This is a genomic window from Corynebacterium sp. NML 150383, from assembly GCF_002285085.1.
Taxonomy (GTDB): Bacteria; Actinomycetota; Actinomycetes; order Mycobacteriales; family Mycobacteriaceae; genus Corynebacterium; species Corynebacterium gottingense.
Genome location: NZ_NSGK01000002.1, coordinates 26,467 through 50,930, shown reverse-complemented (window position 1 = coordinate 50,930; position 24,464 = coordinate 26,467). Strand labels below are relative to the sequence as shown.

Here is a 24,464-nt window from a genome sequence, read left to right as displayed (position 1 = left end):
GCCAGCAAAAACTCGTATGCGACTTTCGCTAAGCTAGACAGCCCTAAGTTCAACCGCTCCTCGAGGAGTCCCCCATGTCTCATTTATATCCCGTCCCATCAACTGGCCAGCCGACGGCTATCGAGTTCTTCGCTGGTATCGGCCTCGCGCGAGCCGGGATGTCTGATGCTGGAATTTCGACGGTTTGGGCAAACGACTACGACAAGAATAAATTTGCCATGTACTCGGGCCAGTGGGGCGGCGATGACTTTGCACTGGAAAACGTGTTTGATGTGGACCCCGACCAAGTGCCGCATGCAGACATAGCCTGGTCTTCCTCCCCTTGCACGGATCTGTCACTTGCTGGAAAACGAAGTGGGATCAGCGGTCGGGAATCATCCGCGTTCTTCGGTTTCACCAAAGTCCTCCGCGGCATGGGGGATCGCGGACCAAGCGTGGCAGTCTTGGAGAATGTTGTCGGCCTCGCGTCTTCCCATGGCGGCGACGATCTCCGCGCCGCGATCCGGGAATTCAATGGGCTCGGGTACGCAGTAGATGTCGTCACCATCGATGCACGCCGGTTTGTCCCGCAATCCCGTCCAAGGCTTTTCCTCATAGGCGCAAAGCGACCACTCGAAGGAGGCAAGGACGACACCGCACTGCGACCAGACTCAGTGGCGTGGGTGCACCAAGAGGATGGTTTTCGCACCTTCAAATTTCCTTTCCCACCCATTCCCGCTCCGCGTAAGGAGGGGCTCAGCAGCGAAATCGAGCACCTCGCAGATGATGACTCACGGTGGTGGGACAGCCAGCGAACCGACAACTTCATCCGCTCCATGTCACCGACGCAAAGGCTGCGTGCTGATGGGTTCATCAACGCGCGCGAATTGTCCGCTCGCACTGCTTACCGGAGGACGCGAAACGGTGTGCCTACCTGGGAAATGCGCGCGGAAGACATCGCGGGATGCTTGCGTACGGCACGTGGCGGCTCCTCGAAACAGGCGGTAGCGGTTATGGGACACGGCCAGATCCGAGTTCGCTGGATGACCGGGCTCGAGTACGCCCGCCTCATGGGGGCCGGGTGGTACAACCTCAGAGGATTACGAGAGTCCCAGATTCATTACGGTTTTGGCGATGCGGTAGCTGTACCAGTTGTGTCCTGGCTTTCGCGAGAAGCGCTGGTTCCGCTTACGCTGCAGACTCGAGGGGGCGCATATGACGAGCATGCACTCTAACGACTCAAATACGAGTCGCGTAGAAGAAGCGTTCATCGAACTTCTCGGTGAAGCGACAGACTGGTATGAAGACCATCGCAAGCGAGATAGAAGTGCGAAAACGAATACGATCAATGTTGGGTTAATCGTTTCTAGGATGGTCCGCGATGGTTTGCCAATCCCCCAGGAACGTCTACTCTCCGAAAATCAAAGTCAGGTTCGCGGCCTTTCTGGCACAGCAATAAAGAAAATCCTGGCTGAACACGGCGAGCACAGAAAATACACCTCTGAAGGTGGGAGAACCTCCCGCGGAACAATCCCTAAGGCACAAGGTCTCGTTGCGCGCTGGAATCGCGTCAACATCGACGGGGTAGACGTTGCAGCTCTAGCGGATCAACTCGAGTCCTTTTTCGTCGAAAAAGCAAAAGTTGATTACTTTGACAAACAACGGATCAAAGTCGACCTGAACCACCGCAAGCCCGTTTCACTCACGGTTGGCGAGATTCTCGAGGCAGCTGCCGCCCGAGAAGACCGTCCCACCGGCGCAGTACTCCAACACCTGATTGGCGCAAAACTTGAGCTCCGTTTCCCGGATCTCGATGTGGGACGGGATAAAGCCAACACAGCGGATCTCCAGACTGACCGCTACGGCGATTTCCAGTTAGGCACCACCGCGTTTCACGTGACCGTTTCTCCAATGGAGAAGCTCATGGACCGATGCCGGGAGAACCTATCCGAAGAGGTACGCCCAGTAATTATCGTTCCCGCATCTCGTGTTCTGGCAGCGAAACAGCTCGCCGAAGTCGCCGCGATTGACCACAGCGTGGGCATAGTCGAGGCAGAATCCTACATTGGGACGAACATCGAGGAGCTCGCTCTGTACAGCTCTGACCAGATCCGTGAAGGCCTCGCTCGCCTCATTCGCCGTTACAACGAACGAATCGAGGATGTCGAATCCGACCTCTCTCTGCGTGTTGACGAGCCGAAATGGCTCAGCAAAATGGCAGACGAGCAAGGCTTCTAAAGGCGAGGGTCTAGGCAGTCGCCCTAGTAGCCGCGGCGGATCCACTCCTCCAGGTGCGGGGCCTCCGCACCGATGGTGGTGTGGTCGCCGTGGCCGGTGCGCACCACCGTCTCCGCGGGCAGGTCCAGTACGGACGTCTGCAGGGAGTGGATGATGGTGTCAAAGGACGAGAACGAGCGACCTGTAGCGCCCGGGCCGCCCTGGAACAGGGTGTCGCCCGAGAACAGCTCGCCGGCCTCCTGCGCGTAGACGACCACGGAGCCGGGCGAGTGGCCCGGGGTAGACAGCACCTTGAGGTCGGTGCCGGCGATCTGGAACGTGGTGCCGTCGACAAGCTGCTCATACTGCGCGTTGGGGTTCTCGCGCTGCCACAGGAAACCGTCGGTGGGGTGCAGGTACACCGGCGCGTTGACCAGGCGAGAGAGCTCCGGCGCGGCGTCGATGTGGTCCGAGTGCCCGTGGGTGGCAATGATGCCCTTCACCCGGCGGTCGCCCACCGCGGCGGCGATGGCGTTGGCGTCGTGGGCGGCGTCGATGATGTAGACCTCGCTGTCGTCGCCGACGATCCAGACGTTGTTGTCCACCTCCCACTCGCCGCCGTCCAGCTTGAACAGGCCGGAGGTGACAACGTTTTCTACGCGGAATGTCATGGTGGTCCTTTCGGGCTCGGTCTGACTAGAACTCGACGACGCTGCGCAACACGTCGCCACGCTTCATCTTGACAAAAGCGTCCTCCACATCGGCAATACCGATGCGCTCGGAGACGAACTCGCCCAGCGGGAAGCGGCCCTGCAGGTGCAGGTCGACGTAGGTGGGGAAATCGCGCTCCGGCAGGCAGTCGCCGTACCAGGCCGGCTTGATGGAGCCGCCGCGTCCGTAGACGTCGATAGCCGGCACGTCGATGTGGTCGGTCTGGTTGGGCACGCCCACCATGACCATGCGGCCGGCCAGGTCGCGCGAGTAGAAGGCCTGGCGCCAGGTGGGCTGGATACCCACGGCGTCGATCGCCACGTCGGTACCGAAGCCGTCGGTGAGCTCGCGGACCTTATCAATGACCTCCTGCTCGCTGAGGTCCTTCGCGCACACGGCGTGGGTGGCGCCGAAGGTCTCGGTGGCGGCGTCGCACTTGCGCTGGTCAATGTCCACCGCGATGATCTTCGATGCGCCCGCGAGCGCAGCACCCGCCACTGCGGCCAGGCCAACGCCGCCCAGGCCGAAGACGGCGACGGAATCGCCGCGCTGGATGTCGCCGGTGTTCACGGCCGCACCGAGGCCGGCCATGATGCCGCAGCCGAGCAGGCCCGCGGCCGCCGGATCCTCGTCCGGGTTCACCTTGGTGCACTGCAGCTCGTGGACCAGGGTCTTCTCCGCGAACGAGCCGATGCCCAGCGCCGGGGTGAGCTCGGTGCCGTCCTCCAGGGTCATGCCCTTGGAGGCGTTGTGGGTGTTGAAGCAGTTCTTCGTGTCGCCCTTGCGGCAGGCGCGGCACTCACCGCAGACTGCGCGCCAGTTCAGCACGACAAAATCGCCGGGTGCCACGTGGGTGACGTCCTCGCCGACCGTGTCGACCACGCCAGCGGTTTCGTGGCCGAGGAGGAAGGGGAAAGCGTCCTCGATGTCGCCGTCACGGTATGCCAGGTCGGTGTGACACACACCGGTGGCCTGGACTTTCACCACTACATCGTTGGGGCCCGGCTCCGGGATGACGATGGTGGTGACTTCAACGTCTGCGCCCTTCTCGCGGGCGATCACTCCTTGGACCTTTTGGATACTCATAGGGCCCTACCGTACCGAAATTTGGAGATCTGTCAACTATCCGAGCACTGGCCCCTCACACCAACCAAAGCCTTGACACATACCTAGATACATTTCATACTTAGGTACATGAAATTCCCCCAACCTTGGATACGCGCCTTCATGCCGGCTGCGGTCCTCCGATGCCTCGCCGACGGGCCCGCGCACGGCTACGCCATCGCACAATCGCTCGAATCGCTCGGCTTCGGCAGACCAAAGGGCGGCTCCCTCTACCCCGTCCTGGGCAAGCTCGAGAACGCCGACCTCATCGAAGCCCACTGGGCCCCCAGCGAAAGCGGGCCCGGCCGCAAGACCTACTCCATCACCACCAAGGGCAAGGCCGAGCTCTTCGACTACGGCACCCAACTCGACCAGCTCAAGGCGGCGCTTCGCGACGGGCCAACGCACACCACCGGCACCGCCCCCGCTGACTCTGCTGCTTCTGCTGCTTCTAGCGCTTCTACCGCGACCCGAAAGGACACGAAATGAGCTTCTGGACCGACCGCGCAACCCTCGTCCTCACCCTCAACCACGGCTTTTCCCGCGACGCGGCCGAGCAAGCCGCCACCGATGCCGCAGCGCACGCAGACGCCGACGGGCTCACACCCGAGGCCGCCTTTGGCAAGGCCGACGAGTGGGCAGAATCCCACGCCGCCGAGGTCCGCGACGACCTGGCACACGGTGGCACGGACCCGTTCGTCGGTCAGGGACTGGCGCGCCCACCGCGCCTGGCCTGGATCTTCTTCGTCGCCACGGCAGGCTTCGCCATCGGGACTACCATCTCCACCTGGAACGATGACGTCACCCTTGGCATGGCGATCGCCCCGGCAGTCCTCGCGCTCGGGCTGAGCGCCACGCTGGCAACGTACTGGAATCTCTACACCCGCATGGCGAAGTGGAAGGCCGGTGCCATTTCCGCCATCCCGCTCGTGGCGTTCAGCCTCCTCGGCGCGTGGCTCATTATGGCGCTGAGCACGATCGACCTGCCGTTTGGCAACGGGTGGGGCCTCATCCTGGCACTGGTCATGTCGGCCGCAGCGTTCTTCCTGCCGTGGAAGAAGCGCGCGCCTCTCAACGCCGCCCCCACCGGCGATTGGGACACCACGGTCGCCAGGGAGCTGCGCGCCCGTGGTGAGTACCGCGAGCGCGAGATCCGCGAAGTGCTTGCGGAGGCCCACGCGTTCGCCGAGGAAAACGGCACGACGGTGGAGGAAGAATTCGGCGACGCAAAGCGCTACGCGCACAGCCTTCCGTCGCGCCCGAAGCGTAAGTTGCAGCGCGCCGCCAGCATCAACGCCGGCGTATTCTTGCTCATGCTCGCCAACATGGCGCTCAACTACTTCAGCGAAGACGGGCCAAACATGTTCGGCATCGTCATGTTCAGCATCGCCGCGGTATGCTCCGCCGCGGCAGCGATCTACTCACTGCTTAAGATGCGGCAATCATAGCCGCGACGTGGGCGTGGCCGCGCTGGTTCACGTGGATGGGCAGATTGCCCGGCCCGCCGTAGAAGTCTACGAGGCCGGCCCACATGCGCTGGTTATCCGGTGAGCACATGTTGTTGTTCCAGGTGGACGGCTTCATGTCCAGGAACTCCACACCGGTCGCGCGCGCAAGGTCAACCTGCGCCCACTGCGCGGAGTCCTCCCACTCCTGCACCGCCGCGAACGGGGTGTAGTCCGACACGTTCGGCGCTACATGGAAGAGGCAGACGCGATCACCCTGCGTGATCTTGGGGTAGCCGACGATCTGGATGCGCGCATTAGGGGCGGCGGCGCGAATGCGGTTGATCTGCGGCACCATGGCGGCGACAAAGTCGCGTCGAAAAGCGGCTCGATCGCGCCCGTCGTTGTGGTAAGTGTCGTTGAAACCGGTGGAGATGATCACGCGGGCCGTGCTGGGGGTCAGGCCGCCCTCGTTGACGGCGCGGGTGACCTGGGAGGCGAACTGCGGCCCCTTCTGGATAGAGACCGTGCCCGTGCAGGAGTAGTCCCAGGCGGGCAGCCCGAGTCGGCCGGCCGCCTGCTTGCCCCAGCTGGTTGGCGAGGTCGGGCACCACGTGGTCACGGAAGAGGAACCGCGCGGGTCCAGCCCGAGCTTGCCCGCCGCCCACTGCGGGCCGCTCGGGTCCGCGATAACGGAGTCGCCGAGGATGACCAGGTTTCGCTCCTGCGCCTGCGCGGCCGGTGCGACGGCCGTGCCGGCAGCCCCGACGGAGCCGATGGTGGCCAGGACCGCTGCGCAGGTGGCGGCAACCTTGGTACGAAGTGAAGTGCGCGTCATGTTCCGTATGCTCCTTGTGGCGGCATTATGTACAGGATGTGTATCCCCAAGTCGTGGACAAACGTTACCCGTGCCATACTTTCACCACAACATAAGTCACATACGTTTACTGAATTAACATCCCAACTCTTTTTGTGTAACTAAGCAGATATGCTGTGTCTGCCAGCTTTTCAGGGAAAGAAGGACCTCGCGCCATGCCGCACCCCGCACTCTCTCCCGTGGGCCGCGCCGCGTTCACCGCGCGCTCCGCGGCCCGCTTCCTCCGCGCCGCCACCCGCGCCGGCTTCATCAGCGCCGAAGGCGGGCCGAAAGCCCTGCTCACCCTCGCGCCCGCGCTCGCGCGCTACCGCTTCACCACCGCGCGCGAGGTCGAGCAGGGCGCCGCGGCAGTGCCCGAGCGCACCGCGCTTATCGACGACGACGGCCTCCTCACCTACCGCCAGCTCCGCGACCACTCGCGCACCCTCGGCCGCTGGATGCTTGACGTCCAGCGCGCGCAGGACCTCGACGCGCTGCGCATCGGCGTGATGGCGCGCAACGGCCGCGGCATCATCCTGCCCCTCGCGGCGAAGGGCTACACCGGCGGCACGATCTTCCTGCTCAACATCGGTTCCTCCCTAGAGCAGCTCGCCGGCATCATCGCGGAAAACGACATCAACATCCTGTTCATCGACGACGAGTTCGCCGACCGCATCCCCGAGGGGATCGACCACGTCACCACGGTGTGGGCGCACACTTCCCGCGACCACGGCGACGAGCTGACCCAGGCCGGCATCATCGCCCGCGGCACCCGCGACCTCCCCGCACTCCCCACCTTCCCCGCGCACGGCGACATGGTGCTCATGTCATCGGGCACCTCCGGCATCCCCAAAGGCATCCTCCGCCCCGAGCCGAAGCTGCCGATCGTGGCAGCCGGCTACCTCGAAGCCATGCCGTTCCGCTCCGGCCACACCATCCAGATGACGGCGTCCATCTTCCACACCTGGGGGTGGTCCGCGCTCAACATCACGCTCGGCGTGCGCGGCACCGTGGTGACCCAGCGCGTCTTCGATCCCGAGAACGTGTTCCGCCAGATCCAGAACTTCCGCTGCGACGGGCTCGTCTCCTCCCCTGTCTTCTTCAAACAGATGCTGGACGTCCCCGGCAACGAGCGCTACGAGACCTCGCACCTGAAGTTCATCGGCTCGGCCGGCAACGCGCTCACCCCCGCCATCATTGAGCGCATGCACGAGCGCTTCGGCCCCATCCTGGCCAACATCTACGGCTCCACCGAACTCGCCCTCGCCGCGGCCGCTGACCCGGAACTGCTGGCCAGCGACTTCTCCGTCGCCGGCCGCGTCCCGCCGGGCACGGTGCTCAAGCTTTACGACGCCAACAACCAGGAAGTCCCCCAAGGCGAAGTCGGCCGCATCTTCCTCAACAACGAAACGGCCCTGCGCGGCTACACCAACCCGGACACCCCGCTGGTCACCATCGACGGACTCGTGGAGATGGGCGACCTCGGCTACTTCGACGAGCACGGCTACCTCCACGTCTTAAGTCGCAACGACGACATGATCATCGTCGGCGGCGAAAACGTGCACCCGCAGTCCGTCACCGAGGTCCTGGAGAAGATGCCGGGGGTGGACGAGCTCCACTCCGGCGGCGTCGACGACCCCGACACCTTCAAGCGCATCGCCGTGTGGGTGGTGCGCGAACGCTCCGACGCCGGCGCTCGCCTGACTCCCCAGGCAATTCGCGACTGGGTCCGAGCCCATTTGGCTGACCACTCCATCCCCCGCGACGTAAACTTCGTGGACAAGCTTCCGCGCAACGCGACGGGCAAGGTTGTCCCCCGCCTGCTGCCGGAAAGCCGCCGCGACACATAAGTCCCGAGGACCAGGGTGCCAGTGCTCATCCCCGGGCGGAAGGAGCCCCATGGGAGCTGCTGCACCGGGCCCGCGCGACAACGCCCGCGCACCATTCCTCCTCGCCCTCGCGTTCCTCATCACGGCCGGGTGGTCAGCGAACCACTTCGCCTCAGTGCTGGTGCTGCTGCGCCGCGACCACGACGTCTCCGCAGTGTTAGCCAACAGCGCCTACGGCATCTACGCGCTCGGGCTCTTCCCCAGCCTGCTCATCGGCGGGTGGATCGCTGACTGCTTCGGGTCGCGCCCCGCCGTCGTTGCGGGCACCGTCATCGCGGCCGCAGGCAATGTCTACCTCATGCTGGGTATCCCCGGGCACGGGTTGCTCCTCGGCCGCTTCGTTGTCGGGCTCGGGGTGGGGCTGGTCGTCAGCGCCGGCACTGCCTGGGCCGGCAGACTCCGCGGCGCGGGCGGTGCCACCGCCGCGGGCATCGCCCTGACCACCGGGTTCATGCTCGGTCCGGTCTCCTCCGGTGTGGTCGCCCACCTGGCCGCAGACGCGGTGAAGGTCCCGTTCGTGGTGCCGATTGTGATGGCTATGGGGGTGGTGGTGGCGTCGATAAGCATGCGCGACGACGGCGCGCCTGCGGTGACGCGAGAGACTGCTGAGGCTCGCCCGGGCCACAGCGAGGTCAAGGCGCTCGCGACTGCGGTGCCGATGGGGATATGGGTTTTCGCCTCGATCACGACCGCGATGGTGGTGCTGGCCGGGTGTACCGACTTTGCCATCGGCGCGGCGTTTATGCCTGGTGTGGCCGCGGTGCTGGGCTTTAGCGTGGCGCTGGCCGTGCAGGCGCTCGCGCGGCGCGGGCAGTGGGGGCCGCGCGCGGGTGTGGTCGGGGCGCTCGGCGCGGGCGGCGGCATGGCGCTCATCGCGGTTGGCGGAGCACGGCCGTCTGCTTGGGTGTTTGTGGCGGCGACCGCGCTGCTCGGGCTGGCGTACGGGCTGTGCCTGCGCGAGGGGCTTCTCGACGTCGACGAGTACACCCCACCCGAAAAACGCGGCCGCGTCATCGGGCTGTACTACGTGGCCACCTACATCGGGTTCGGGATCTCGCCGCTGATCGCGTGGATCACGCCGCGCGTCGGGCCGAGCCTGCCGTTCGTGGTGCTCGCCGCGCTGGCCGGGTGCTCCGCGCTCATCCGCGCCGCGCAGATTCGCCGCGGGTACCTGATGCGTGGGGTTGTTGGGAGTTGAGGTTTCGTCGGTGTGGCGTCGTGGGTGTGACGTCCTAGATGGAGCTAGCTCCGTTTGGCCGATGCGGGCGACGGCGACCTGGGGCTTTACGGAGCGGGCGGGTGCAAATGGAGCTAGCTCCGTTTGGACAATGCAATCCCACGGGTTGGAGTGTGATGAATCGCGTCGCTAGTGCCGAGAATCATTGCCCCTACTCATATCCGGATAGCTGCTGCGATAGCAAAACAACCCGCGTAGGCGGTAAGATTCCCGGCAATGACTGACAATGCTTCCCGGGTCGCTCCCCCGCCTCGTATCTATCTGGCGTATGTGAAACGTTTCTACCTAGATGACCCTTCCTCGGCTTTACAAGTTTTGGCAGGTGCTAGTTTCGACGAAACAACCGTTCTCAACTGGATCGAAGAGGGGAAACAGATAAACCATGATATCTGGTATGAGGACATTCCCATTGATAATCTCCCTCATCCCAGTGCTGCACCGCGTGAAATCCTCATCCATTTTACCGGTGATTTTATGGACGAGGGCTACTGTAATCAGGATCTCCAATGGTCGGATCCGGTAGGACGTAAAGCTCGCGTCCCAGATAATTTCCTTGGAATCGTGCGTCCCCAACCTGAACGAGAAGGAACACAAAACGAAGACGGTTATTTAGGCGATAACACGTACCTGTGGCGGGTCCCATGCCCATGGAAGAGTCGCTACTTGCTGTCACCGTTTACTGAAAGTAGTAACGAAAACATTAATTACGGTCGCCCTTGGTCGGTCTAAGTATTGCTTCAAGGGCCTATAGATTCCGTGAGGTGACCCACTTCTCACCCCGGATTTCCTGCGGCAACCCGGCGCGCCAAACCAACGAAGAAACCCCAGCTAAAACGGTGCGAACTGGGGTTTTGTGCCCGGCCTTGGTCCAAATGGAGCTAGCTCCGTTTGGACAATGCAGCCTCGCCGGTTCGAGTGTGTTGATCTCGTGGCTGAGGCTTGCAATCAATGCCCTGCTCATATCCGGATAGCTGCGACAGACCATTCTTCTTCGAGGGGAAGATCACCCAAGATCGATTCAAAATCACGGGAGATGATCACGGGGCGGAATCCTTCTGCATAGAACGTTACTTCTTTGGTCTTTTCTCCCCTGACTTTCAACGCGATTTTTCCTTGCTCAGGTGTGCGGTGTCGAACTACAGCATGATCGACGAGCGCTACAGCACTTGCCCAGGATTCCTTGTCTATATCTGCAAGGCAGTGCCCCGAATAGAAGTCGGGAAAGGAATTCCGCTGTACTGGAGAGATTCCAGGACGCGAAATTCTCTTCATGGCGACCGACCGAAGGTTCGAGATGATAGCTACAGGGAGCGCCAAGTCCCACACAGCGAAGAGTTGCCGAAGGGGCAATCGGCCCTCCGCAGAGCGGACATTTACATGTATTTGGATAGCTTGTAGCTCTTTGTTCATGTTGCGTGTGACGTCATTGAGTTCCCAGAGACCCGAAGAGACTTCCTCGTTCAAGGAATTCCCGGTGCTGGCGAAGCCAAGCGATAATTCTGCCCACCTAAAGCGATCAAAGAGTAGGTCTACGTCTACTTCCACGGCGGCTGAGGCAGAAGTCTCAAGGATGATGTAGTTGTCCTCGTACACGGTGTATGTCACACCCCGCAGGGTAGCGTCACTTCTACACCCCAAACCATGCCAGGGGCATCAGCATCATCGTTGATCTCCACATCGACGTCGCCTCGAAATACCGTTTGACCGTGATTCTTGCAGATAGCACGTGCGGTAGCCCGATTTCAGCGACCGCCCCCACCAGGAATAGAATTTTGGTACCCGTCCCTACCTTTCGGAACCCCTGGCCATGGGGTCCTTGGCCAAAGCTCAATACGTACCGTAGCAGTTCTTGCGGGCCAGAAACCTGATCCCACCATCCGTGGACACTGGCCGCCCTAGGTCCTTCAGATGTAGAAATATGCGGGAGGTCGAAAAACGAGATTTGAATCTGAATGGCTGCGGAAACAATCCATATGGATTGACATGTTCCTGTTCCTGCGGATCATTCAAATCGACTGCGTAGGATACCGTGGGTGCCTGTCCGAACGTGCTGGCTTGAGCGGGCGAAATGAATGAGATGATGGTTAAAACGCAAAAACTCATTGCACTCGCTTGCTCATACCGAGAGTCTTATTGGGTAGTGGCCTACTGCGGATGCTCCTCGCTGTAACGCAGCAAGGTATCCGCAACAATCAGGACTCCAAGCTCAGCTTCGTCACGCAGCTGTGCTTCGGAGTACGCAACGCCCTTGATGATTCGATGCTCAGCGTGGATAACACTCGCAGTCTCTTGGTCCACGCGGAAGACCACCGGCCACAACGCACGATTATTAAAGTCGCTGATCCAATTGAGGTCCTCTGCTTTCGGCTGACGCGCCTGGATCATCCCACCAATACCAATGTTCGTGTCCTGATCAACGATGTAGATAGGAACCCCATTGACCTTAGTAAGCAACCCACCAGTCGACAGCTGCGAGCAGCTAAGCCCCAGAGAGGAGAGTGCCTCCCCAATAGATTCGACGGATGCTTCACGCAACGTCGGCTTCTTCTTTCCAAACAATCCCATGGACTTACTCCGTTCCTTCAAAAAGAGCTTCGATCTTTCCCAGCGCGTCGAACCCGACCTGCAAGCTGGCGTCGATGAGCGTGTCCAGCTGGAATTGGGACACACCTTGGGTGAAGTTGAAGTGATTGCGGAAGACAACCATCCTGCGTCCCTCGATGACATTAGGAACCACTTTGCCGAATGCGAGGTTGTCGTTCGTCGCATTGATAGCGTTCATTGCCGCAAGCTGCTCGCCTGACGGGATTGTTTGAGAGGACTCAATGCGGACACTGAAATATTCACCCTCGGGAACGAAGATGGCAACACCTTGCGGAAATTGGGCGCCCCAATCGCCGTTGTCCTCTCTCGCAGAAATCTGCAACGTATTCAGAGACTTGACGAGCATAGGGACAGAGAAGGTCGTGATGTCTTTGTATGAACTCATTTTGCTCCTGCCGAGTTAGGTGTTGATGAGACGTTTGGGGTCAGGTGAGTCGTTCTCTTGCCCAGGAGTCGCCCCTATTCCCGCGCTTCACTGGAGCCATCCGCGATGATGCGCCCTAGAGATCCGATGATGACTGCGGTAATTAAGTATCCGCTGACCGCATAATTGAAAAGGCCGCTACACATCTCATCGCTGAGAATGTCGTAGATCAGAAAAACCGGGGCTAGTAAAACCATCACGACTAAGAAACGGAATGGAGAAAGCACCTTTCGCTTCACTGAAAGGTGGACAAGGTACCCCATTGCCATGATGCATAAGGAGATGAATATCGCGACCGCTGCGCCAAAGACCACATAGATCATATTTCTCCCTGAATTCATTTGGGGGTGGCCACCACAACCTGGAACAACTGGCGCGCCAGACCTACGATGAAACCCCAGCTAAAACGGTGTTCTATCTGGGGTTTTGGTGGAGCCGCCTGCGAGAATCGAACTCGCGACCTTTTCATTACGAGTGAAACGCTCTGCCGACTGAGCTAAGGCGGCCGGACAACGCACAAAGTGACGCTGTACCGGAAAGTGATTGTAGTGCAGAAACCGGCAAATAATAAACCAGCAGGTCAGCGCACGCCGCAGGCGATGCGCAGGTGTCCGATCATGCCGTTGAACGCCACGGTCGGTGTCACGGACTGGTGCAGGCGGGCGCGACACTGCGCGATCGCGTCCTGGCAGGCGACCAGGCCGGCGGCGGGTACGCGGTCCGCTACCTCGCGGACAAGTGGCTCGAAGTCGGGGTGCGTCAGCGGGACGTCGGCACCCGACTGCACCACCAGCGCATCCCGGTACACGCCGGCGAGGTCCACCAGGACCAGGTCGAAGACGTCGCGCTTACGCCGGGTGCCGCGCGCTTTCTGCCGCGACTCAAGCTCCTTGATGGAGCTGGCCGCCCCGCGCAGCGCCTTCGCCGCGCCCTTCCCCTTCGCGCCCATGCCCAGGGCCTGCTCGAGTTTGGCGCGCTCGGCGGCATCTTCCTCTGCGTAGGCGTCGACAGCTTCCTTCTCAGTCGCCTTGACCAGCGAACCCACTGCTTGGAACGCCTGTGCGCCGTGGAAAATCAGCTCGGCCAGGTTGATCGCGCGGGCGCGGCGCTGCTGGATGTCCGGGTTGCGCACCAGCAGGCGCGCGCGGCCCACGTGGCGCAGCGAGGTCGCCGCGGCCAGGCGCGCGTCGTGCTCGCTCGCGCCCTCCTCGTCCATGAGGATGCGCACGAGCTCCGACTCGGACGGCGACGGGATATAGAGGTGCCTGCAGCGAGAGCGCAGAGTTTGCGAGAAGTCCTCGGGGTCCGTCGACGGCGCGAGCATGATGATCACGGTGCGCTCCGGCGGCTCCTCCACCGTCTTGAGCAGGGCGTCCGCGGCGGCCGGGTGGAGGCGATCCGCGTTCTCGATGATCAGGACGCGGTGCGCGGCCACCGTGGGCATTCGGGCCGCTTGCGCCACAATGTCCCGGATGTACTCGGTTTTGATGATCAGTTCCTTGGGCACCACGTGCACCACGTCGGCGTGCTGGTCCGCCAGCGCGTCGCGGCACCCGGCGCAGCGGCCGCAGCCCACCTCGTGTGGGTCCGTGCACACCAGCGCCGCGGCGAACGCCATCGCGGCCTGCGAGCGCCCTGAGCCCGGCGGGCCCGTGAACAGCCAGGAGTGGGTCATTGCGTATTGGTCCGCGGGGGCGTCGATAAGCAACTGCTCGCGCGCAGACGCTGCGGCGAACAAGATGACGTCGCGCACGTGGGGTGCGTCGGCGAGGCGCTCTGCGACGCTGCGTGGATTGGCTGGCTGAGTCACGCTGCTCTAGCCTACTAGTTCGCCCCCACAACCACGATGAACGCTAAGGTGATAGGTCATGGAGAGATTCTGGCACGGACTGCGTTGGGTGTGGGGCACCTCATGGCCCCTGTACGCCGCAACCGTGCTTGGCACCAACGTGCTCGGCGCCGCCGCAATCATGTTGTTCATCAGGTACTTCATCCCCATGCCGGAGACCGATGAACTGGCGCTGCACAGCTCCACGCTCGGCCTGATCGGGCTGGTGTACGTGGTGTTCGCCGTGATCGTGGGCATGGTGGTCACGTTCTTCCTCTTCCGGCCCGTGCTGGAATGGCAGCGAAGCCCCGAGGACCACGACCCAAACATGGTGCGCCACCTGGTGCTTCGTCTGCCGGTGTTGCAGACGATGATCGTGGTGGTGGTGTGGCTCATCGGTATCGCCATCCTCGCCGTGATCACCGCGCGCACGAGCGGCCCGTTTGCGCTGGTCATTTTCATCGCGACCTCCATGGCCTGCTTCGTTACCGCCGTGCTCACCTACCTGCAGGCTGAGCGCCTCGTGCGGCCGATCGCCGCCACCGCGCTCGCGCGCCGCTTCGAGGACTCCACGCTGGAGCCGCCGATCAAGCAGCGCCTGTACATGACGTGGTTCACCACCTCGGCGGTGCCGATTCTGGGCATCGTCCTGCTCTTCGTTGCGCAGGCGCGCGGCTTCTTCACCGATACCCCGGGCGAGCTCGGGCCAGCCGTCTTCGCGCTCGCCATCTCCGCCCTGGTCACGGGCGCGTTCGGCACCGCGTTTGTGATCATGAGCGTGGTCGACCCGATCAAGGAGCTGCAGGACGCCATCAACAGCGTGCGCCGCGGCGAGACGAATACACAGGTGGACATTTACGACGGCTCCGAAATCGGCGTCCTCCAGGCCGGGTTCAACGAGATGATGCGGGGCTTGCGCGAACGCCAGCGCGTCCGCGACATCTTCGGCCGCTACGTGGGCAGCGAGGTCGCCCAGAAGGCACTCGAGGAAAAGCCGGAGCTGGGCGGCGAGGACCGCAAGGTCGCCGTCGTGTTTGTCGACGTCGTCGGCTCCACCACCTTTGCCGTCGACCACACCCCCGAGGAGGTCGTCGCGGCGCTGAACAAGTTCTTCGAAATCGTCGTCGAGGTCGTCCACCGCAACAAGGGCGTGATCAACAAGTTCCAGGGCGATGCGGCGCTCGCCGTCTTCGGGGCCCCAGTTTCGCTTCACGACGCCACCTCGCACGCCCTCCAAGCAGCCCGGGAACTCCGCCAGGAGCTCGGCGGGCTGGAGCTCGAAGCCGGCGTGGGCGTCGCCTCCGGGCACGTCGTGGCGGGCCACATCGGCGGCCACGACCGCTTCGAGTACACCGTGATCGGCGACGCCGTCAACGCCGCCGCCCGCCTCACCGAGCTGGCCAAGGGCGTCCAGGGCCGGGTGCTCACCAACGCATCGACCCTGCGCGCCGCCAACGAGGTCGAGCAGCAGCGCTGGACCCTCATGAAGTCGGTCGAGCTGCGCGGCCGTAACAAGATGACGCAGCTGGCGCGCCCAGTGCGCTCCACCATGGCGGACCAGTACTAGGCAGGTTGTTGCTTGGGGGCTGCTGGGCCCCACAAATGACGAGAGTGCGTAAAATTTCCCGCACCCAGCCCTATTCCCCCAGGTCGCCCCCCTCCCGGCTCCCCCGCGCCGAGCAAATCTGTCACTGTCGGTCCGGCGCGGTGAGCCCGTGGACGAGTAGCAGCTGGCCGATCGACCCCGCCCAGGAGACCGCGGCGCGCGTGCCGCGCTCGCCAAGCCACGCCGGGAGGCCCGCGGCGCGGCACACCCGGGCCGCCACGCCGGAGTTGGTGAGCAGGCGCAGCCCCTCGGCGGCGACGAGCAGATTCGCACCGTGGCTTAACCCCTCCCGGGCCGGGTCGATGGTGGTCGCGTTCGCATCGGCGCGGAAGGCGGGGTCGTTCGCCAGCGCGGCAGTCGCAGCCACCGCCGCGCCGCCGAGCAGCGTGGCGGGCAGCAGGCGGCGGTCCGCCCGGGCCGCGACCACACCACCAGCGGCGCCGCCGCCAGCCGCCGCCGCGCCGCCGCGCTTCCCCACCCTCGCCCCGCGCTGCCCGCGCCGCGCGATGTAGCCGGCCTGCTCGCCGGCCAGGGCCGCAACGCCGAGCGCCGACGGGCGCGTCGGGGCGCGGTGCTGCTCGAAGGCGGCGACGGCGGAGGCCAGGACGGCGCAGGTCAGGACAGCGTCGGCGCCGGAGGCAGCGCCGCGTCCGCCCTCCCGGTGCAGCGGGAGCGCGGCGAGCGCGACGCGGGAGGCCGGCTCGGCAACACGCGCAGCCCTGCGTGAACCGGCGAGGTGGGCGATGCCGGCGGCGTCCGCGCACCCGGCCCACGCGAGGCGGGCTGGGGTGGGGTTGGTGTGGGGAAGCAGGGCGTCGACAAGCGCCTCGGCGCCCCGGAGCGTGCGGGTGAACATTTACTTCTTCCTGGAGCCGGCCTTGACCACGCGCTTGGTGGTCTGCGTGGGCTTCTTCACCGTCTTCTTCGCGCGCTTAGTCGCCTTCTTCTTGGTGGCCTTCTTCTTCGTGACCTTCTTCTTGGTTGCCTTCTTCGGGCCCTCTTCGGCCTCGCGGGCGCGGCGGGCGGAGAGCAGCTCATTTGCGCGCTGGTCGGTGACCGTCTCCGGGGTGTCGCCGCGCTGCAGCGACGCGTTGGTCTCGCCGTCGGTGACGTACGGGCCGAAACGGCCGTCCTTGATGGTCATGGGTTTGCCGGAGACGTCGTTGTCGCCCAGCATCTTCAGCGGTGGCTTCGCGGCGGCGCGGCCGCGGCGCTTCGGCTCCGCGTAGATGCGGCGGGCTTCGTCGAGGGTGATGCTGAAGATTTGGTCCTCGCTGGCCAGGGAACGCGAGTCCGTACCCTTCTTCAGGTACGGGCCGTAGCGGCCGTTCTGCGCGGTGATGACCTCGCCGTCTGCCGGGTCCGTGCCCACCTCGCGCGGGAGGCTCAGCAGCTTCAGCGCTTCTTCGAGCGTGACCGATGCCGGCTCCATGTCCTGGAACAGGGACGCCGTGGCGGGCTTGAGTTGCTCGTCCACCAATTCGGCCAGGCGCTTTTCTTTCTGCTTCGCCGCCGTCTTGGTCTCCCAGTTCTTCTTGCGCTTGCCTTCTTCGGCGCGCTGGGCGTCCTCCTCGGCGCGCTCGGCCGCGATGACCTCCTCGGCGTGGGCCTCGGCGGTGGCGCGCTCGTCGTCACGCACAAGCTCGGTGACGTACGGGCCGTAGCGGCCCTCCTTGGCCACCACGGTGCGGCCGTTGGCCGGGTTCTCCCCCAGCTCGCGGCCGGACTGCGGGGTGGCGAAGAGCTTCTCCGCCATGTCGAGCGTGATGCCGTCCGGGGTGGAGGCCTCCGGCAGGTTGGCGCGCTGGTAGTCCGGCTCGCCGTCGGCGGTCACGCCCACCTGGCGCTCGATGTAGGGACCGTAGCGGCCGACGCGCACGTTGATGTCGCGACCCTCGGCGTCCTCGAAGAGCTTGAGCGAGTTCACCTGGCGCGCGTCGATGCTTTCCAGGTTGGCCTCGATGATGTGTTTGAGCCCGCCGCGGCGCGCGACGGCCTCGGCCATGTTCTCGTCCGCCTCGGCGTCGCCGAAGTAGAAGCCGGTGAGCCACTCGGTGCGGTCCTCGTTGCCGTGCGCGATCTCATCCAGCTCGTCCTCCATGGAGGAGGTGAAGTCGTAGTCCACCAGCGCGTCAAAGTTGTTCTCCAGCAGACCAACCACGGAAAACGCCACCCAGCTGGGCACGAGCGCATTGCCTCGAGTGACCACGTAGCCGCGGTCCTGGATGGTCTTGATAATGCTGGCGTAGGTGGACGGGCGGCCAATGCCCAGGTCTTCCATCTTCTTGACCAGGCTGGCCTCGTTGTAGCGCGACGGCGGGTTGGTGGTGTGCTCGTCGGCGCTCAGCTTCGTCGCGTCCAGCGCGTCGCCCTTGGCCAGCTGCGGCAGGTGCGTCTCCTTGTCGTTGGTGTCGGAGTACGCGCGCAGCCAGCCCGGGAAGGTGATGGTGCGACCGGTGGCGGTGAACTCGGCGCGCTCGCCGCTTTCCGCCTCACCGGCGACGGTGACCTTGGTGGAGTTGCCGCGCGCGTCCGCCATCTGCGAGGCCACGGTGCGCTGCCAGATCAGCTCGTAGAGCTTGAACTCCTCCGCGTCCAGCGACCCGCCGAGCTGGCCGGGGGTGGCGAAGCGCTCACCGGCGGGGCGGATCGCCTCGTGCGCCTCCTGCGAGTTCTTCACCTTGCGGTCGTAGGTGCGCGGGGACTTGGAGACGAAGCTGTCGCCGTACAGTTCGGTGGCCGCGGAGCGCGCGGCCTGCAGGCCCTGCTTGGACAGGGAGGTCGAGTCCGTACGCATATACGTAATGTGGCCGTTTTCGTACAGGCGCTGCGCGATGCGCATCGTGCGCGCGGACGTGAAGTGCAGCTTGCGCCCCGCTTCCTGCTGCAGGGTCGAGGTCATAAACGGCGCGTGCGGGCGGCGGGTGTACGGCTTTTCCTCCACTGCGGTGACGCGCATGGGGCGGTCACGGAGGCCGTCGGCAAGCGAATTGGCCTTTTGCTTATCGACGACCACCGCCTCGCCCTTCAGCCGACCCCGATCATCAAAGTCGCGGCCCTGCGCCACGCGCTGGCCGTCGAGCGTGGCCAACTTCGCGTCGAACTCGGTCTTCTCGCCCTGCTGTGGCAGGAGCGACGCGGTGATGTCCCAGTACTCGGCGGCGATGAACGCCATGCGCTCGCGCTCCCGCTCCACGATGACGCGGGTGGCCACGGATTGGACGCGGCCGGCGGACAGGCGCGGCATGACCTTCTTCCACAGCACCGGCGACACCTCGTAGCCGTACAGGCGGTCGAGGATGCGGCGGGTCTCCTGCGCCTCCACCAGGTCCATGTCCAGCTCGCGGGTGTTTTCGGCGGCCTCGCGGATGGCGGACTCGGTGATCTCGTTGAACACCATGCGCTCCACCGGCACCTTGGGCTTCAGCGTTTCCAGCAGGTGCCAGGCGATCGCTTCGCCCTCGCGGTCGGGGTCTGTGGCGAGCAGCAGCTTGTCCGACTCCTTGAGCTTGGCGCGCAGGTCAGCGACCTTCTTCTTCTTGTCCGGGCTGACCACGTAGATCGGCGAGAATCCCGCCTCCGGGTTCACGCCCAGCTTCGCCCACGGCTCCTTCTTGTACTTCGCGGGGATGTCGGCGGCGCGGCCCGGCAGGTCACGGATGTGGCCGACGGACGCCTCGACGATGTAGTCGTTGCCCAGGTACTTCTGGATCTTCTTCGCCTTCGTCGCCGACTCCACGATGACCAGGGTTTTGCCGTTTCCCGCCACGCTTTGTGACACCTCGCTCTATTTACTCGATTCGCACCTATATATATGTACTGATGCGATACATGCGCTTTCTCGCAGTATATGCATACACCCGGCGGGCGCGCCTAAACGCCGAATCTCAAACACCAACATTTGTAGCAGACCCGAGATCTCGCAGTCCCCGGTGCATGCGCGTATCGTAGCGGGGAGCATACGGCAGCGCCGCTCCCATCGCACCGCTGCGGCAAGCCCGTGACCAGGCGTTTTGAAAGGAGGAACCCCATGGAGATGTTCGACCCGTTCATCAACTTCCTCCACATGCTCATGGGCACCCCATTGTTCTACCCCCTCGTCACGGTACTCATCGTCGCCGACGCCCTCGCGCCGATCGTCCCGTCCGAGTCCGTGCTCAACCTGTCGGGCGCGTTCGCCGGCTCGCAAGGAGTGCCGGATGTAACGGCCGTGATCGTCGCCGCGATCATTGGCGGCATTATCGGCGACAACATCTGCTTCGCCCTCGGCGGCCGCCTCATCGGTTATGTCGAGCGGCTCGACGCGGAGTCCAAGGCCGGCCAGGCGATCCTCTGGGTGCGCCGCAACATGAACCGCGGCGCGGGCGCCACCATCATCGTCGCCCGCTTCATCCCCTGGGCCCGCTGGGTAGCCACGATCGTGCTCGGCTCGGTGCGCTTTAACTGGTTCGCCTTCGTCATCTACGACACGATCGGCGTCATCGTCTGGGCCATCCTCTCCGTGGGCATCGGCTACGCCGGCGGCGCGCTGTTCTCGGATTTCCCGCTGCTCGGCATGGTTGTGGGCGTGCTGCTCGGCTCGCTCGTCGGCTTTGGCGTCCAGAAGCTGCAGGGCAAGCTGTTCGACTGGCGCGACGAGCGCCGCGGCGAGTCCTCGCTGTAGGGGTGTAGGGCTGTAGGGAGGGGCGCCCGCGCTCGCTCTCGTCGGGAAACAGGGCGGCCAGCCCGCGGCGACGGCGGCAACAGCGCTCTCGACGCCCAGATGACGAGACCTGGATGACGAGGATACGACGAAAGGGGCCTGCGTCTTCGTCACCCTGCCCTCGTCAAACAGGCCAAACCCCACCCCACCCCACACATTTTGCCGTTTCACCCGCGCACCCCGCCCGCACACCCCACCAGACCGGGCAGCGGGCCCAAAAATACCCCGCTTCCGGGGTCACCGGCAGCGGGGTCTCTTTGGAATGCGGGCTTACAGCGCGCGCACCTGCTGGGCCTGCGGGCCCTTGGCGCCCTCGCCCACCTCGAACTCGACCTGCTGGTTCTCCTCCAGGGTGCGGAAGCCGGAGCCCTGGATCTCGGAGTAGTGCACGAAGACGTCGGAGGACCCGTCGTCCGGTGCGATGAAGCCAAAGCCCTTTTCTGCGTTGAACCACTTAACAGTTCCGGTAGCCATGGTGAAACCTTTCACGTAAAACTTGAGTGAGATATGTTTGGTCGTCCACCAGGACCATCTCGGGGTTCCTGGCGCCCGCGTCAACGATCCTCGCGAGCACCTTTGGAGGGCGCACACAAAATCTGTGACCGTGCTCTAGTGTGCCACGAATCGCATACTTTGGCATAGCGAGTGGCATACTTCATATGGAATGACTCATACCCCCGCACCCCCACCGTCGCTCGGCGCAGACCTCATCGAGCTCCTGCGCCGCCGTTTCGGCAGCTCCACCATCACGCACGTGGAAGACGTCCCCGCTTCGCCCGCGCAGTTCGCTCCGTGGCCAGCGTGGGTGCTCCCCGAGCTGAAGCAAGTGCTTATCGACGCCTCCGTCACCGCCCCCTACACCCACCAGGCCCAGTGCGCGCAGTCGGTGCGCGACGGCAACGACACCGTTATCGCCACGGGCACCTCCTCCGGAAAGTCGCTCGGTTACCAGCTTCCCATCCTCACCGCGCTTGCAGAGGACCCCAAGGCGTGCGCCCTCTACCTCACCCCCACCAAGGCGCTGGGCTCGGACCAGCTCCAGGCGACGCTGCGGATGACGTCGCAGATTCCCCAGCTCTCCGGCGTCCACCCGGCCCCGTACGACGGCGACACCCCCACCGAGGCCCGGGCCGGAATCCGCGAGGCGTCCCGCTTCGTCTTCTCCAACCCCGACATGCTGCACGCTGGGCTGCTCGGCGCGCACCCCCGGTGGGCGCGCTTCCTGCGCCAGCTCCGCTTCGTGGTGATGGACGAGTGCCACACCTACCGCGGCGTCTTCGGTGCCAACGTGTCCCTCGTCCTGCGCCGCCTGTTGCGCATCGCCGCCGCGTACGGGTCGCACCCGGTCGTGGTGTTCGCCTCCGCAACCGCCGCGGCCCCGGCCGGGCAGGCGTCCCGACTCTGCGGCCGCAGCGTCACCGCCATCACCGAGGACACCGCGCCGACCGGGTCCCGCACGATCGCGCTGTGGGAGCCCGGATTCATCGAGGGCGCGGAGGGCGAAAACGGTGCGCCCGTGCGCTACGCCGCCTCCACCGAAGCAGCGTCCATCATGTCGACGCTGATGCAGGAGGGCGCGCGCACGCTTACCTTCGTGCGCTCGCGCCGCGCCGCGGAGACGGTCGCGCTGCGTGCGCAGGAGGACCTGGTCGTGGCGGGCCGCGCCGACATGGCGGGCCGGGTGGCGTCCTACCGCGCTGGCTACCTGGCGGAGGATCGTCGCAAGCTGGAGCGCGCGCTGGACGAGGGCGACCTCCTCGGTCTCGCCACCACGAACGCGCTTGAGCTGGGCATTGACGTCGGGGGCCTCGACGCGGTGGTCATGGCCGGTTTCCCGGGCACGGTCGCCTCGTTCCGCCAGCAGGCGGGGCGCGCCGGCCGCCGCGGCCAGGCTTCCGTGGTGGTCATGGTCGCCCGCGACGAGCCGATGGACACCTACCTGGTCCACCATCCGGACGCGCTGCTGGGCCGCCCGGTGGAGTCCTCGGTGTTCAACCCGCAGAACCCGTACATCCTGCGCGGACACGTCTATTGCGCCGCTGTCGAACGGCCGCTGTCGCACTCGGACGTGGACGCGTTGGGCGCGCACGACGTCGTCGAGGAGCTCGAGCGGGAAGGCTATTTACGTCGCCGCCCCCGCGGCTGGTTCGCCACCCCGCAACTGGAGGGTGAGCTCACCCCGGAGACCGCACACTCCGTCGTGTCCCTGCGCGGCGGCACCGGGGAGGAGGTCCTCATCGTGGACGCGACGGACGGCCGGCTGCTGGGCACCGTAGACGCCGCGCGCGCTGCCACGCAGGTCCACGACGGCGCCGTCTACCTGCACCAGGGCGAGTCCTTCGTGGTCCAGAAGCTGGACCTTGACGGCTACGTGGCGCTGGTGGCACCCGAGACGCCCGACTACTCCACGCAGGCGCGTTCCACCACGGACATCGCGATCCTGGGCGACGCCTCCGCGCGCGTCCACCCCTCCCCGGGCCTGTGGGTGGCCAACGTCGACGTCGAGGTGACCGACCGGGTCACCGGCTACGTCGTGCGGCTTGCCGACGGCACCGTGTCCGAGCACATCCCGCTCGACCTCCCCGAGCAGACGCTGATCACCCGGGCGGTGGCCTACACCATCGACCCGTTGGTTCTCGACGAGCTGGGGATCTCGGCGGGCGACGTCCCCGGCGCGCTGCACGCCGCAGAGCACGCAGCCATCGGGCTGCTTCCGCTCCTGGCCACCTGCGACAGGTGGGACATCGGCGGCGTGTCCACGGCGCTGCACCCGGACACCATGCTGCCCACGGTGTTTGTCTACGACGGCCACCCGGGCGGCGCGGGCTTCGCCGACGAGGGCTTCGCCCGCTTCCACGAGTGGATCACCGCGACGTTCGAGGCGGTGTGCGCCTGCCCCTGCGAGTCCGGATGCCCGTCCTGCGTGCAGTCCCCGAAGTGCGGCAACGGGAACCAGCCGCTGAACAAGCACGCTGCGCTGAAGCTGCTGGGCGCGCTGGTCACCATGACTGCCGGGGACGTTCCTCCTCAGCCGGGCCAGCCCGGGCAGTAGCTTCGGCGCGCCCGATCCGGGCACGGACGGTGACGTCGCCGGTGTCCACCTCACACCACTCTGCGGCCGCAGAGTTGAGCGTCGCGGTGCGCTCGGCGGCCTCGCAGGCGGGCGCGCCCGTGTAGAGCGCCGTCGCCCCAGAAACGGCAGCGAGGTCGGCGGCGACCTGGGCGCGGTGGTGGTCCACGACGCGCGCGCCGACCGCGGCTACGGCGAGCGCCAGCGCGATCACCGCGGTGATGATGCCCGCCGAGGTGACCGTCGCCGAGCCTTCCTCGCTGCGGAGTCTCCGGAGCCAGCCCATTAACGTTCCCCTGCGGTGTGCTCGACGGGGAACAGCGCGGTTGCCTGCATCTGCCCCACCGCCGCCGGGACCCGCGCGGTCACCGTGACGACCCCGCCGGACTCGGTGACATCGACGCTGCCGCGCGGCGGGGCGAACTCCACCCCGATCGCGTGGGCGCGCGCCGCCGCCCCGGCCGTATCCACCGCCGTGATGTAGGCGGCGATGGTGGCGATGCCGGCAACGATGGCAGCCGCGACGGTGACGAGTGCGGACAGCGAGAGCGCTGTCTCGATCGTGGTCATTAGCCCGGGGTGTTCGTGAGTGCGTCGGTAATCACGCCCTCAATTGCAGAGGTCACACCGTCGCCGTTCACCACGAGGTAGAGCACTCCGGCGAGCGCGGCCGCCGCGAGTGAACCAAACGCATATTCGATAGTCGACATCCCCTGGTCATCGCGTATTTTTACAGCGATTTTCTCGGTGTAACCGCGCAGCTTCTGAGCGCCCATGATGGTAGCAGTGTTG

The 24,464-nt window shown here is 64.8% G+C and carries 24 protein-coding genes and 1 tRNA gene; 10 read left to right on the top strand and 15 right to left on the bottom strand.

The window, feature by feature from the left end:
* Positions 1 to 74 precede the first annotated feature (74 nt).
* Together CKJ85_RS02240 and CKJ85_RS02235 are read left to right on the top strand one after the other, a co-directional pair.
* Positions 75 to 1,214, top strand: a complete 1,140-nt coding sequence (locus tag CKJ85_RS02240) for a DNA cytosine methyltransferase (RefSeq protein ID WP_095553298.1) — start codon at positions 75 to 77, stop codon at positions 1,212 to 1,214.
* Entirely contained in the window at positions 1,195 to 2,217 is a 1,023-nt protein-coding gene (locus CKJ85_RS02235; protein WP_198947132.1) for a DUF4928 family protein, read from the top strand. Before CKJ85_RS02240 ends, CKJ85_RS02235 begins: the two co-directional genes overlap by 20 nt.
* Before the next feature lie 23 nt (positions 2,218 to 2,240).
* On the opposite strand, the gene CKJ85_RS02230 is transcribed toward CKJ85_RS02235, so the two are convergent.
* A complete protein-coding gene (locus CKJ85_RS02230) occupies positions 2,241 to 2,867 on the bottom strand; it encodes an MBL fold metallo-hydrolase (RefSeq protein WP_095553297.1) in 627 nt (208 codons plus the stop codon).
* 25 nt (positions 2,868 to 2,892) lie between these two features.
* Positions 2,893 to 3,993 carry an S-(hydroxymethyl)mycothiol dehydrogenase gene (locus tag CKJ85_RS02225; protein ID WP_095553296.1) on the bottom strand — a complete coding sequence of 367 codons (1,101 nt, stop codon included), beginning with the start codon at positions 3,991 to 3,993 and terminating at the stop codon, positions 2,893 to 2,895.
* A gap of 108 nt (positions 3,994 to 4,101) precedes the next feature.
* Here CKJ85_RS02225 and CKJ85_RS02220 point away from each other — a divergent pair, with 108 nt between their 5' ends.
* Positions 4,102 to 4,500, top strand: coding sequence for a PadR family transcriptional regulator (locus CKJ85_RS02220; RefSeq protein ID WP_095553295.1), 399 nt, complete (start codon positions 4,102 to 4,104; stop codon positions 4,498 to 4,500).
* Positions 4,497 to 5,459: a hypothetical protein gene (locus tag CKJ85_RS02215; RefSeq protein WP_095553294.1), complete on the top strand. Its 963-nt coding sequence runs from the start codon at positions 4,497 to 4,499 to the stop codon at positions 5,457 to 5,459. The genes CKJ85_RS02220 and CKJ85_RS02215 overlap by 4 nt, the downstream gene beginning before the upstream one ends.
* Here CKJ85_RS02215 and CKJ85_RS02210 read toward each other — a convergent pair.
* A complete protein-coding gene (locus tag CKJ85_RS02210; RefSeq protein ID WP_095553293.1) occupies positions 5,440 to 6,294 on the bottom strand; it encodes a GDSL-type esterase/lipase family protein in 855 nt (284 codons plus the stop codon). The genes CKJ85_RS02215 and CKJ85_RS02210 overlap by 20 nt on opposite strands.
* A 194-nt stretch (positions 6,295 to 6,488) precedes the next feature.
* Here CKJ85_RS02210 and CKJ85_RS02205 point away from each other — a divergent pair, with 194 nt between their 5' ends.
* The 3 genes from CKJ85_RS02205 (at position 6,489) to CKJ85_RS12160 (ending at position 10,167) form a co-directional block, all read left to right on the top strand.
* Positions 6,489 to 8,162, top strand: coding sequence for an AMP-binding protein (locus CKJ85_RS02205; protein WP_198947131.1), 1,674 nt, complete (start codon positions 6,489 to 6,491; stop codon positions 8,160 to 8,162).
* Between the two features lie 49 nt (positions 8,163 to 8,211).
* Positions 8,212 to 9,399, top strand: a complete 1,188-nt coding sequence (locus CKJ85_RS02200) for an MFS transporter (protein WP_095553292.1) — start codon at positions 8,212 to 8,214, stop codon at positions 9,397 to 9,399.
* A 255-nt stretch (positions 9,400 to 9,654) separates the two neighbouring features.
* A complete protein-coding gene (locus CKJ85_RS12160; protein WP_233126916.1) occupies positions 9,655 to 10,167 on the top strand; it encodes a hypothetical protein in 513 nt (170 codons plus the stop codon).
* A 228-nt stretch (positions 10,168 to 10,395) separates the two neighbouring features.
* Here CKJ85_RS12160 and CKJ85_RS11745 read toward each other — a convergent pair whose 3' ends face one another.
* The 6 genes from CKJ85_RS11745 to CKJ85_RS02170 form a co-directional block, all read right to left on the bottom strand.
* On the bottom strand, positions 10,396 to 11,043 hold the full coding sequence (locus tag CKJ85_RS11745; protein WP_095275176.1) for a hypothetical protein: 648 nt from the start codon (positions 11,041 to 11,043) through the stop codon (positions 10,396 to 10,398).
* A 540-nt stretch (positions 11,044 to 11,583) separates the two neighbouring features.
* The gene (locus CKJ85_RS02190; RefSeq protein WP_095275177.1) at positions 11,584 to 12,003 is read right to left on the bottom strand and encodes a hypothetical protein; all 420 of its coding nucleotides are present in this window, start codon (positions 12,001 to 12,003) and stop codon (positions 11,584 to 11,586) included.
* A 4-nt stretch (positions 12,004 to 12,007) separates the two neighbouring features.
* Complete coding sequence (locus CKJ85_RS02185) at positions 12,008 to 12,427, bottom strand: hypothetical protein (protein WP_095553291.1); 420 nt, start codon at positions 12,425 to 12,427, stop codon at positions 12,008 to 12,010.
* Positions 12,428 to 12,501: 74 nt separating this feature from the next.
* Positions 12,502 to 12,789 carry a hypothetical protein gene (locus CKJ85_RS02180; protein ID WP_095275179.1) on the bottom strand — a complete coding sequence of 96 codons (288 nt, stop codon included), beginning with the start codon at positions 12,787 to 12,789 and terminating at the stop codon, positions 12,502 to 12,504.
* A gap of 107 nt (positions 12,790 to 12,896) precedes the next feature.
* Positions 12,897 to 12,972: transfer RNA gene (locus CKJ85_RS02175), tRNA-Thr, on the bottom strand.
* A 74-nt stretch (positions 12,973 to 13,046) separates the two neighbouring features.
* A complete protein-coding gene (locus tag CKJ85_RS02170) occupies positions 13,047 to 14,276 on the bottom strand; it encodes a DNA polymerase III subunit delta' (RefSeq protein WP_095553290.1) in 1,230 nt (409 codons plus the stop codon).
* A 58-nt stretch (positions 14,277 to 14,334) separates the two neighbouring features.
* Here CKJ85_RS02170 and CKJ85_RS02165 point away from each other — a divergent pair, with 58 nt between their 5' ends.
* Positions 14,335 to 15,861, top strand: coding sequence for an adenylate/guanylate cyclase domain-containing protein (locus tag CKJ85_RS02165; protein ID WP_095553289.1), 1,527 nt, complete (start codon positions 14,335 to 14,337; stop codon positions 15,859 to 15,861).
* 121 nt (positions 15,862 to 15,982) lie between these two features.
* Here the strand turns inward: CKJ85_RS02165 and CKJ85_RS02160 are convergent, their stop codons facing one another.
* On the bottom strand, positions 15,983 to 16,756 hold the full coding sequence (locus CKJ85_RS02160; RefSeq protein WP_095553288.1) for a hypothetical protein: 774 nt from the start codon (positions 16,754 to 16,756) through the stop codon (positions 15,983 to 15,985).
* Complete coding sequence (gene topA / locus CKJ85_RS02155) at positions 16,757 to 19,669, bottom strand: type I DNA topoisomerase (RefSeq protein ID WP_198947130.1); 2,913 nt, start codon at positions 19,667 to 19,669, stop codon at positions 16,757 to 16,759.
* A 261-nt stretch (positions 19,670 to 19,930) separates the two neighbouring features.
* Between topA and CKJ85_RS02150 the strand changes: the two genes are divergently transcribed.
* Positions 19,931 to 20,563: a VTT domain-containing protein gene (locus CKJ85_RS02150; RefSeq protein ID WP_323746813.1), complete on the top strand. Its 633-nt coding sequence runs from the start codon at positions 19,931 to 19,933 to the stop codon at positions 20,561 to 20,563.
* Between the two features lie 309 nt (positions 20,564 to 20,872).
* On the opposite strand, the gene CKJ85_RS02145 is transcribed toward CKJ85_RS02150, so the two are convergent.
* A complete protein-coding gene (locus CKJ85_RS02145; RefSeq protein ID WP_034996968.1) occupies positions 20,873 to 21,076 on the bottom strand; it encodes a cold-shock protein in 204 nt (67 codons plus the stop codon).
* 190 nt (positions 21,077 to 21,266) lie between these two features.
* On the opposite strand from CKJ85_RS02145, the gene CKJ85_RS02140 reads away from it, so the two are divergent.
* On the top strand, positions 21,267 to 23,654 hold the full coding sequence (locus tag CKJ85_RS02140; protein ID WP_095553286.1) for a DEAD/DEAH box helicase: 2,388 nt from the start codon (positions 21,267 to 21,269) through the stop codon (positions 23,652 to 23,654).
* Here the strand turns inward: CKJ85_RS02140 and CKJ85_RS02135 are convergent.
* The 3 genes from CKJ85_RS02135 to CKJ85_RS02125 are packed head-to-tail and all read right to left on the bottom strand — an operon-like array spanning position 23,602 to position 24,448.
* Positions 23,602 to 23,958 carry an Rv3654c family TadE-like protein gene (locus CKJ85_RS02135; RefSeq protein ID WP_095546833.1) on the bottom strand — a complete coding sequence of 119 codons (357 nt, stop codon included), beginning with the start codon at positions 23,956 to 23,958 and terminating at the stop codon, positions 23,602 to 23,604. The genes CKJ85_RS02140 and CKJ85_RS02135 overlap by 53 nt on opposite strands.
* Positions 23,958 to 24,242, bottom strand: coding sequence for a hypothetical protein (locus tag CKJ85_RS02130; RefSeq protein WP_095535944.1), 285 nt, complete (start codon positions 24,240 to 24,242; stop codon positions 23,958 to 23,960). Before CKJ85_RS02130 ends, CKJ85_RS02135 begins: the two co-directional genes overlap by 1 nt.
* Positions 24,242 to 24,448: a DUF4244 domain-containing protein gene (locus CKJ85_RS02125; RefSeq protein WP_095538178.1), complete on the bottom strand. Its 207-nt coding sequence runs from the start codon at positions 24,446 to 24,448 to the stop codon at positions 24,242 to 24,244. Before CKJ85_RS02125 ends, CKJ85_RS02130 begins: the two co-directional genes overlap by 1 nt.
* Positions 24,449 to 24,464: the final 16 nt, after the last annotated feature.

Bases quoted from the DNA above. Each gene is read 5' to 3' on its own strand.
- CKJ85_RS02240 (WP_095553298.1), top strand. From the start codon at position 75: ATGTCTCATTTATATCCCGTCCCATCAACTGGCCAGCCGACGGCTATC.
- CKJ85_RS02235 (WP_198947132.1), top strand. From the start codon at position 1,195: ATGACGAGCATGCACTCTAACGACTCAAATACGAGTCGCGTAGAAGAA.
- CKJ85_RS02230 (WP_095553297.1), bottom strand. From the start codon at position 2,867: ATGACATTCCGCGTAGAAAACGTTGTCACCTCCGGCCTGTTCAAGCTG.
- CKJ85_RS02225 (WP_095553296.1), bottom strand. From the start codon at position 3,993: ATGAGTATCCAAAAGGTCCAAGGAGTGATCGCCCGCGAGAAGGGCGCA.
- CKJ85_RS02220 (WP_095553295.1), top strand. From the start codon at position 4,102: ATGAAATTCCCCCAACCTTGGATACGCGCCTTCATGCCGGCTGCGGTC.
- CKJ85_RS02215 (WP_095553294.1), top strand. From the start codon at position 4,497: ATGAGCTTCTGGACCGACCGCGCAACCCTCGTCCTCACCCTCAACCAC.
- CKJ85_RS02210 (WP_095553293.1), bottom strand. From the start codon at position 6,294: ATGACGCGCACTTCACTTCGTACCAAGGTTGCCGCCACCTGCGCAGCG.
- CKJ85_RS02205 (WP_198947131.1), top strand. From the start codon at position 6,489: ATGCCGCACCCCGCACTCTCTCCCGTGGGCCGCGCCGCGTTCACCGCG.
- CKJ85_RS02200 (WP_095553292.1), top strand. From the start codon at position 8,212: ATGGGAGCTGCTGCACCGGGCCCGCGCGACAACGCCCGCGCACCATTC.
- CKJ85_RS12160 (WP_233126916.1), top strand. From the start codon at position 9,655: ATGACTGACAATGCTTCCCGGGTCGCTCCCCCGCCTCGTATCTATCTG.
- CKJ85_RS02190 (WP_095275177.1), bottom strand. From the start codon at position 12,003: ATGGGATTGTTTGGAAAGAAGAAGCCGACGTTGCGTGAAGCATCCGTC.
- CKJ85_RS02185 (WP_095553291.1), bottom strand. From the start codon at position 12,427: ATGAGTTCATACAAAGACATCACGACCTTCTCTGTCCCTATGCTCGTC.
- CKJ85_RS02180 (WP_095275179.1), bottom strand. From the start codon at position 12,789: ATGATCTATGTGGTCTTTGGCGCAGCGGTCGCGATATTCATCTCCTTA.
- CKJ85_RS02165 (WP_095553289.1), top strand. From the start codon at position 14,335: ATGGAGAGATTCTGGCACGGACTGCGTTGGGTGTGGGGCACCTCATGG.
- CKJ85_RS02160 (WP_095553288.1), bottom strand. From the start codon at position 16,756: ATGTTCACCCGCACGCTCCGGGGCGCCGAGGCGCTTGTCGACGCCCTG.
- CKJ85_RS02150 (WP_323746813.1), top strand. From the start codon at position 19,931: ATGGAGATGTTCGACCCGTTCATCAACTTCCTCCACATGCTCATGGGC.
- CKJ85_RS02145 (WP_034996968.1), bottom strand. From the start codon at position 21,076: ATGGCTACCGGAACTGTTAAGTGGTTCAACGCAGAAAAGGGCTTTGGC.
- CKJ85_RS02140 (WP_095553286.1), top strand. From the start codon at position 21,267: ATGACTCATACCCCCGCACCCCCACCGTCGCTCGGCGCAGACCTCATC.
- CKJ85_RS02135 (WP_095546833.1), bottom strand. From the start codon at position 23,958: ATGGGCTGGCTCCGGAGACTCCGCAGCGAGGAAGGCTCGGCGACGGTC.
- CKJ85_RS02130 (WP_095535944.1), bottom strand. From the start codon at position 24,242: ATGACCACGATCGAGACAGCGCTCTCGCTGTCCGCACTCGTCACCGTC.
- CKJ85_RS02125 (WP_095538178.1), bottom strand. From the start codon at position 24,448: ATGGGCGCTCAGAAGCTGCGCGGTTACACCGAGAAAATCGCTGTAAAA.